Source organism: Xenophilus sp. (genome assembly GCF_044462705.1).
In the GTDB taxonomy this organism is placed as follows: domain Bacteria; phylum Pseudomonadota; class Gammaproteobacteria; order Burkholderiales; family Burkholderiaceae_C; genus Xenophilus; species Xenophilus azovorans.
Genome location: NZ_JBIQNC010000114.1, coordinates 1 through 7,390 on the forward strand (window position 1 = coordinate 1; position 7,390 = coordinate 7,390).

General features: G+C 72.7%; 7 protein-coding genes and 1 pseudogene. 2 read left to right on the forward strand and 6 right to left on the reverse strand.

All coding sequences use genetic code 11. From position 1 onward, the window contains the following. A pseudogene (locus tag ACIY1X_RS16590) lies at positions 1 to 1,508 on the forward strand (hypothetical protein); the annotation flags it as partial. Between the two features lie 6 nt (positions 1,509 to 1,514). Here ACIY1X_RS16590 and ACIY1X_RS16595 read toward each other — a convergent pair. From ACIY1X_RS16595 to ACIY1X_RS16620, 6 genes are all read right to left on the reverse strand, one after another. Then, complete coding sequence (locus tag ACIY1X_RS16595; protein WP_399682468.1) at positions 1,515 to 2,441, reverse strand: SDR family NAD(P)-dependent oxidoreductase; 927 nt, start codon at positions 2,439 to 2,441, stop codon at positions 1,515 to 1,517. 178 nt (positions 2,442 to 2,619) lie between these two features. Next, positions 2,620 to 3,177 (reverse strand): hypothetical protein, encoded by a 558-nt coding sequence (locus ACIY1X_RS16600; protein ID WP_399682471.1) that lies wholly within the window; start codon positions 3,175 to 3,177, stop codon positions 2,620 to 2,622. A gap of 162 nt (positions 3,178 to 3,339) precedes the next feature. Then, positions 3,340 to 4,899: a glutamate--cysteine ligase gene (gene gshA, locus ACIY1X_RS16605; protein WP_399682474.1), complete on the reverse strand. Its 1,560-nt coding sequence runs from the start codon at positions 4,897 to 4,899 to the stop codon at positions 3,340 to 3,342. Between the two features lie 95 nt (positions 4,900 to 4,994). Beyond that, entirely contained in the window at positions 4,995 to 5,657 is a 663-nt protein-coding gene (locus ACIY1X_RS16610) for an alpha/beta hydrolase (RefSeq protein ID WP_399682476.1), read from the reverse strand. Positions 5,658 to 5,703: 46 nt separating this feature from the next. Next, positions 5,704 to 6,507: an enoyl-CoA hydratase/isomerase family protein gene (locus ACIY1X_RS16615; RefSeq protein WP_399682478.1), complete on the reverse strand. Its 804-nt coding sequence runs from the start codon at positions 6,505 to 6,507 to the stop codon at positions 5,704 to 5,706. Between the two features lie 33 nt (positions 6,508 to 6,540). Further along, complete coding sequence (locus tag ACIY1X_RS16620; protein WP_399682481.1) at positions 6,541 to 6,954, reverse strand: hypothetical protein; 414 nt, start codon at positions 6,952 to 6,954, stop codon at positions 6,541 to 6,543. 254 nt (positions 6,955 to 7,208) lie between these two features. Here ACIY1X_RS16620 and ACIY1X_RS16625 point away from each other — a divergent pair, with 254 nt between their 5' ends. Beyond that, the gene (locus ACIY1X_RS16625; protein WP_169748284.1) at positions 7,209 to 7,367 is read left to right on the forward strand and encodes a hypothetical protein; all 159 of its coding nucleotides are present in this window, start codon (positions 7,209 to 7,211) and stop codon (positions 7,365 to 7,367) included. Positions 7,368 to 7,390 lie beyond the last annotated feature (23 nt).

The window sequence follows — 7,390 nt, forward strand, 5'->3', positions numbered from 1 at the left end:
TGGACGATTTCTTCGCCCGCTGCCGCGTCGCCGCGTTCGACGCGCACGCCGTGCTCGCCCTCAACCCCGCGCCCGACACCTATGCGGCGCTGGCCGGCGATGCGCTGGCGGCCGATGCGCCGGCGCTGGCCGCGCTGCCGCTGGCCGCCGTCACGCCGGCCGGCGTGCTGCCGCTGGACGGCCCGGTCAACCCGGCCTGGACCGCCGCGCTGGAGCGCCTGCGGCACGACGCCGTCCAGCCCCTGCTGGGCGAGGCGACGCAGGCGCTGGACGAGCCCGGTTGGCGGCAGGTGCTCGACCGGCTCGCGGCCGCCCGACGCTGGCTGGGCGAGCGCCCGGCCACGCCGCTGGGCGACGCCGCGCCGGCCGAGCTGCAGGCCTGGCTGGAGGCCCGGCTCGCCGTGATGGCGCTCATCGCCGAGGACGAGAGCGAGGAAGCGCACAACAGCCGCCTGGCCGAACTGGAGAAGCTCATCCGCCTGAAGCGCGACCTGCTCGCGCTGCTGCACAACTTCGTCTCCTTCAAGTGCTTCTACCTGCGCGAAGGGGCCATCTTCCAGGCCGGCACGCTGGTGATGGACGGGCGCAGTTGCGAACTGACGGTGCGCGTGGCGGACGCCAAGAAGCATGCGATCGTCGCCGGCCTGGCCAAGACCTGCCTGGCCTACTGCGACTGCACCCGCGCCGGCAGCAGCGGCACCGAGAAGATGACCGTCGCCGCCGCCTTCACCGCGGGCGACACCGACTTCCTCTTCGTCGGCCGCAACGGCATCTTCTACGACCGGCAGGGCCGCGACTGGGACGCCACCATCACCCACCTGATCGAGAACCCGACCAGCGTGATGCAGGCCTTCTTCGCGCCCTACAAGAAGTTCGTGCGCGCGCTGGAGGAACAGGTGGCCCGCCGCGCCGCCGCCAGCGAGGCGAGCGCCCAGGGCGCCCTGGGCGGCGTGGCGACCACCCTAGCCGCCACCGGCAGCACGGCCGGCGCCACCCCGCCCGCCAGCGCCGGCAAGCCGGCGGCCACGCCGCGGCTGCCGGGGCGCATCGACGTCGGCACCGTGGCCGCGCTGGGCGTGGCGATGGGCAGCATCAGCGCCGTGCTGGTGGCCATCTTCACCAAGTTCATCGACCTCGGGCCGTGGATCCCCATCGCGCTGGGCGGCGTGGTCGCGGCCATCTCCGGGCCGAGCATGCTGATCGCCTGGCTCAAGCTGCGTCAACGCAGCCTGGGCCCATTGCTGGACGCCAGCGGCTGGGCCATCAACGGCCGGATGAAGGTGAACGTGCGGCTGGGCGGCTCGCTCTCGCAGACGGCGCAGGTGCCCGCCGGGGCGCGCCGCCTGCCGCCGCGCGGCGCCGATGCCGGGCCCCGCGGCGGCTTCGCCGGCGCCATGGCGGCCGCCGTGGCACTGGCGGCGCTGGCCGTGCTGGCGTGGCGCATGGACTGGCTCGACCCGCACCTGCCGCCGGCCGTGCAGCACGGCGCGCCGGCGCCGGCCGGCTGAGGCCCCTCAGCGGCGGGCCGCCATCGCCTTGCCGACCTCGTTGGCGCCCTGCGCGGCGCCGCTGGCGGGCACCTGCTCGCCGTCGCGCTCGGTGACCTCGGCCAGCCGCGCGGCGAGTTGCTCGGGCGCGTCGGCGCCCAGGCCGACGTAGGCGCCCTGCGTCAGCGTGACGTGCGCCGCCTCGAAGGTGCCGGCGCCGGCGCACAGGATGGTGCGGGTGGGCGCATTCTCGGCCGCCATCACCAGCATCGCCGGCACCACCGCCTCGGGCCGCAGCGCGTCCAGCACCTCCTGCGGCATCAGGCCCTCGGTCATGCGGGTGGCGGCGGTGGGCGCCAGGCAGTTGACGCGGATGTCGTTCTTCGCGCCCTCCAGGCTCAGCGTCTGCATCAGGCCGACCAGCGCCATCTTGGCGGCGCCGTAGTTGCTCTGGCCGAAGTTGCCGTACAGGCCCGAGGACGAGGTGGTCATCACGATGCGGCCGTACTTCTGCGCCGTCATGATCGGCCACACGGCCTTGGTGCAGTGCACGGCGCCCATCAGGTGCACGTCCACCACCAGGCGGAAATCGTCCAGTTCCATCTTGGCGAAGCTCTTGTCGCGCAGGATGCCGGCGTTGTTGACCAGCACATCCACCCGGCCCCAGGTGTCCACGGCCTGCTGCACCATGGCCTGCACGGCCGCGAAGTCGGTGACGGAGGCGGCGTTGGCGATGGCTTCGCCGCCGGCGGCGCGGATCTCGTCGACCACCTTCTGCGCCGCCGAGGCCGAACCGCCCTGCCCGTCCACCGCGCCGCCCAGGTCGTTGACCACCACCTTGGCGCCGCGCGCCGCCAGGGCCAGCGCATGCTGGCGGCCCAGGCCGCCGCCGGCGCCGGTGACGATGGCCACGCGGCCGGTGAAGTCGATGCGGGGCTCGGTGCTGCTGCTCATGCGCTGGTGTCCTTTCGTGCTCTTCGTGCGTTGTACGGATGCGCCCGGGCGAGAAAACCCGGCGACGCGCACTGTAGCGGCTGGGCGCGGCGCCCGCTGTCCCGGCCGTGCCCTGAGGCCGCTCGCCACAAGAAAACAGGCCGCCCGAAGGCGGCCCGTGTGCGGAAATGCAGCGGCCTCAGGCGGCCAGGGCCCAGGCCTGCGGCGGGTCGACGCGGCTCGGCGCCTGCGGCAGCGGCATCACCGTCGCGGACGGCGCGTCGGCGGGCGGCGCCGCACGCGGCCGCTCGTCGATGCGGCGCGCGATCAGTTGCGCCGACAGCTCCACCTGCCGCAGCAGCTGCTGCGCCTGCACGGCATCGCCGGCATAGCGCGGCGCGTACAGCGCGCCCACCACGCGGCCGCTGGCCAGCACCACCGGCACGGTGAAGCAGCCCTGCGACGCCGGCCGGCCCGGCTCGATCCAGTGCTCGGCCGCCAGGCTGCGCGCGAAGGCGTTGTCGAACAGGTACCACTGCCCGGCCTCGGACAGCTCGCGCGTCGCGTCGGGGCGCTGCCCGCTCACCGCCTCGCAGGCGTAGGCCAGGGCGATGTCCATCTTCTGCAGGATCAGCCGCAGGGTCTCGCCGACGACCGGATCCACCAGGCTGTCGCAGGAGCGGCCCGTTGCCACGGCGAACTCCAGTTCGTCGACCTGCATGCCGTCGGCAGTCTGCTCGTAGTCGAAAGGATTCACTTGGGCGCCCGGATGTCAGAAGGAGGTTTACATCGATTCTGACAGAAGCTGGCGCGAATGGACACTTTTGTTAACAAAGCGAGGGCGCGACTTCCGGCCGCATTGCGGCAAAAGTCTCGCTTCGCCGGCCGCGCGGGCGCCGGCCCGGCCCCTGGGGCGTGCTCAGATCGCCAGGGCCACGTCGCCGCGCAGCGGGCGCAGGCCCAGGCGTTGGGGCGAGACGTACTGCTCCCGGTAGGCCTCGAAGGGCAGCGTGTCGGCCGCCTCGATGCGCTCCTGCTCGCGCACCGAGTCCTCGCGCAGGCGCTCGAAGTCGGCCTGGCGCGCCGCGCTCCAGGGCAGCGCCAGCAGCGCCTCGCGGGTGGCGAGGCTGCGCTCGCGGGTGAAGGCGACGAAGGAGTCGCCGTGCCGCGCGGCCATCTCGGCCAGCACGCGGGCCGAGGGCAGCGTGTCGGGCGCGGCCAGCGCCGCCTGCGCGGCGGCCAGGGCCCGGGCATGGTCCTCGCCGCCGAAGGCCTCGTCCAGCGCCGCGGCGATGGGGCGGCACTGTTCCAGGATCTCCGCACCCCAGTCCGCCAGCGCCACCGGCCGTCCATGCCGCTGCAGCGCCAGGCCCGGCTCGCGGCCGCGTTCGGCCGTCAGGTGCTGGTTGTGCTTCATCTCGGCGATCTCGTCGCGGCTGTCCGGCGGGCTGTCGGCCAGCAGACAATGGAGCAGGAAGACGTCGAGGAAGCGCATGGTTTGCGCGTTGATGCCCACGGGCTCGAACGGGTCCAGGTCCATCAGGCGCACCTCGACGTACTCGACGCCGCGCTCGCGCAGCGCGTGCAGCGGCCGCTCGCCGGGGAAGATCACGCGCTTGGGCCGGATGGTGCCGTAGAACTCGTTCTCGATCTGCAGCAGCGTGGTGGCGAGCTGGTTGTACTCGCCGCCCAGGTTGCGGATGCCGATGGCCTCGTAGGGCGCGTACGGGCGGGTCAGCGCGTCGGCCAGCGAGGCGGCGTAGCCGTCCAGGCCGTTGTAGCTGACGAACAGCGACGCCTGCGCCTCGCTCTGGTAGCCCAGCCGCCCCATGCGCAGCGAAGTGCCGTGCGGCATGTGCATGGTGTATTCGCCGATGGGCTGCAGCGCGTGCGGGCGGCCCTCGACGAAGCTGGCGCACACCGCCGGCGAGGCGCCGAACAGGTACAGCAGCAGGAAGGCGTGGCGGCGGAAGTTGCGGATCAGCGCGAAGTACTCGTCGCTCGTCACCTGCGGCAGCGACCAGTTGTAGTGGATGCCCGAGATGGTCTGCATGCGCCGCCCGTAGCGGTGCGCGAGGCCCATGCGGTAGACGCTCTTGGCGCGGCCGACGTTGGAAGTGCCGTAGCGGCCGATCGGGATGGTTTCGTCCGAGGGCAGGCCGCAGGGCATGCTGCTGACCCACATCATCTCGTCGCCGGCCTCGCTCAGCGCCCGGTAGGTGTACTGGTGCACCTCGGTCAGCTCGGCCAGGCAGGCCTCGATGTCCGCATGCACGCCGGTGATGAGCTCGAGCTGCGACTCGCTGAAGTCGGTGGTGATGTGCGGGTGCGTGAGCGCGCTGCCCAGCGCCGCGGGATGCGGCGTCAGCGCCAGCTTGCCGTCGGATTGCGAGCGCAGGCTCTCCTTCTCGATGCCGCGCCGGATGCCCTGCAGGCGTTGCGCCGGCAGGGCCGCCAGCCGCTTTTTCAATGTCTTCATGGGGAGGGCGTCCGCGAATCTCTTTGGTTGGAGGGCGGAAGTTAACACCGCCGCGCGCTCCGCGCCGGCGCAGGGGTGTCGGGGCTCGCCGGCCCTCAGGCCAGCACGCGCGCCAGGAAGGCGCCCAGGTCGGCGATCTCCTGCGGGCAGACGCTGTGCTCCATCGGGTAGCTGTGCCACTCGATGCCGTAGCCCAGGCCGGCCAGCAGCTCGCGCGACCGTTCGGCGCGCCCGATCTGCACGACGCCGTCGTGCTCGCCGTGCGCCATGAAGATCGGCGTGGCCCGGTTGGCCGGGCTGCCCTCGGCGGCCGTGGCGTCGGCCAGGGGCAGGTAGCCGGACAGCGCCACGATGCCGGCCAGCGCCTCGGCATGCCGCAGCCCCGTGAGCAGCGCCAGGGCGCAACCCTGCGAGAAGCCGGCGACGACGACGCGGCCGGCGGGAATGCCGCGCGCCTTCTCGTGCGCGATCAGCGCCTCGATGGCCGCCTGCGAGCGGCGCAGGCCGGCCTCGTCCTCCGGGCGCCCGGGGCCGAGGATGTCGTACCAGGCCGGCATGCGGTAGCCGCCGTTGATGCTGACGGGCATCTCCGGCGCGTTGGGCAGGACGAAGCGCACCGGGCCCACGTCCGACAGGTACGGCGCCAGTTCCGGCACCACCGGCGCCCAGCCGTGCCCGCTGTCGCCCAGGCCGTGCATGAGCAGCACGGTGGCGCGCGGCTGCGGGCCGGTCTCGATCTCGATGGGGGGCGGTGTCATGGGCATGGGCGAGCGGTGGAAGGGAGGGGAGGAAGAAGGCGGAGCATCAGCCGAAGCGCGGCGCGCGCTTCTCGCGCAGGGAGGCCACGCCTTCGCGCACGTCGGGCCCGGCGAAGCCCATGAATTCCAGCGCCAGCGAGGTGTCGAAGCTCGGCCCCGCCTGGCGCAGCCAGTTGTTCAGCGCGTACTTGGTGAAGCGGATCGCGTCCTGGCTGCCGGCGGCCAGCCGGTCGGCCACCGCGTAGGCGCGCGGCAGCAGGTCCGCCTCGTCCACCGCCAGCGAGACCAGGCCGATGCGCTCGGCCTCCTCGCCGCTGACGGGCTCGCACAGCAGCAGGTGGTACTTGGCCTTGGCCATGCCGCACAGGAGCGGCCAGACGATGGCGGCATGGTCGCCCGCCGCCACGCCCAGGCGCGTGTGGCCGTCGACGATGCGCGCCGTCTTCGCGGCGATGGAGACGTCGGCCAGCAGCCCGGCCACCAGCCCGGCGCCCACCGCCGGGCCGTGCATGGCGCTGACGATGGGCTTGTCGCAGTTGACGATGTTGTAGACGAGGTCGCGCGCCTCCTGCCAGACGCGGCGGCGCACGGCGTCGTCCTGCGTCATGTCCTGCACCATGCCCAGGTCGCCGCCGCCCGAGAAGCCCTGCCCCTCGCCGCGCAGCACGGCGCAGCGCACGCTGTCGTCGCGCGCCACGTCGCGCCAGATCTCGGCCAGCTCGCGGTGGCCGTCGTGCCCGGCGGTGGGCAGCTTGCCGTTGGCGGCGCGCATCCGGATGTCCAGCACGGCGCCGCCCTCGCCGCGGCGGGTGATGGCGAGGGTGCGGTAGGCGTCGTAGTCAGTGGTCATGGCGTGAAGTCTCCGGTGGTCGTGATCGTCGTGTCAGCGGCCGGCCAGCGCCCGGCAGGCCTGCAGGTTCTGCGCGAAGCCGCTGGCCAGGTGCGGTGTGCATTCGTCGCTGCCCGGCGTCAGCCGGCACAGCCCGACCACCAGGTGATCGGACACGGCGCCCACGCAGGGCTGGAAGCGCGCCAGGGCCGGGTTGGCGCCCGACTTGAAGCCCCAGGCGTCGGCGAACTCGACCGCGCGCGCCATGGCGCCCTCGAAGAAGCTGCGGTCGCGGGCGGCGACGGCGGCATCCATCGCCGGCATCTCGGCGTCCAGGAAGCGCACCGCGGCGGCCGGGAAGTCCGCGGCGTCCACCGCCGGCTGGGCCGGCGCGGCGAACGGGGCCGCCAGGGCCGCAGCGGACAGGAGAAGCGGCAGGCCCCGGCGGAAGGAAGTGAGGAAGAGCATGAGAGAAGAACGCTTGTCTGCTATGGACTTGATAGCTGGCCGCGCCCGGACAGTGGGCGCAAAGTGTCGATTGGACCTCAAAACCAGGCGGCCCCGCGGGAAACGCAGCCGGACTGTGGCCCAATACGGGGTTCGCGTTTTTTCATCGCCGGGCCGCCCCAAGATGAAAAAGCATCCCCCTGGGGGATCGGACAAACGCGAAGCGATTGGCCGAGGGGCCATTTTTTCATTTGCCATCCGAAGGAGCACACCATATGGGCAACAAGATCGTCACCGAAGCCGACCGCAAGGCCACCCCGCCGCTGCCGGGCGCCATCCGCGTACGCCAGGGCGCCGGCCAGAAGCGCAGCCTGGAGCGCGGCAACCACACCCGCAGCAAGAAGAACCCCGGCAAGCGCGCCCACCAGGGCTGAGCGGCCCCTGTTTTCCGTCTGCC

Excerpts from the sequence above, each read along its gene's own strand:
- ACIY1X_RS16610 (WP_399682476.1), bottom strand. The coding sequence starts at position 5,657 with ATGACACCGCCCCCCATCGAGATCGAGACCGGCCCGCAGCCGCGCGCC.
- ACIY1X_RS16615 (WP_399682478.1), bottom strand. The coding sequence starts at position 6,507 with ATGACCACTGACTACGACGCCTACCGCACCCTCGCCATCACCCGCCGC.
- ACIY1X_RS16620 (WP_399682481.1), bottom strand. The coding sequence starts at position 6,954 with ATGCTCTTCCTCACTTCCTTCCGCCGGGGCCTGCCGCTTCTCCTGTCC.
- ACIY1X_RS16595 (WP_399682468.1), bottom strand. The coding sequence starts at position 2,441 with ATGAGCAGCAGCACCGAGCCCCGCATCGACTTCACCGGCCGCGTGGCC.
- ACIY1X_RS16625 (WP_169748284.1), top strand. The coding sequence starts at position 7,209 with ATGGGCAACAAGATCGTCACCGAAGCCGACCGCAAGGCCACCCCGCCG.
- gshA (WP_399682474.1), bottom strand. The coding sequence starts at position 4,899 with ATGAAGACATTGAAAAAGCGGCTGGCGGCCCTGCCGGCGCAACGCCTG.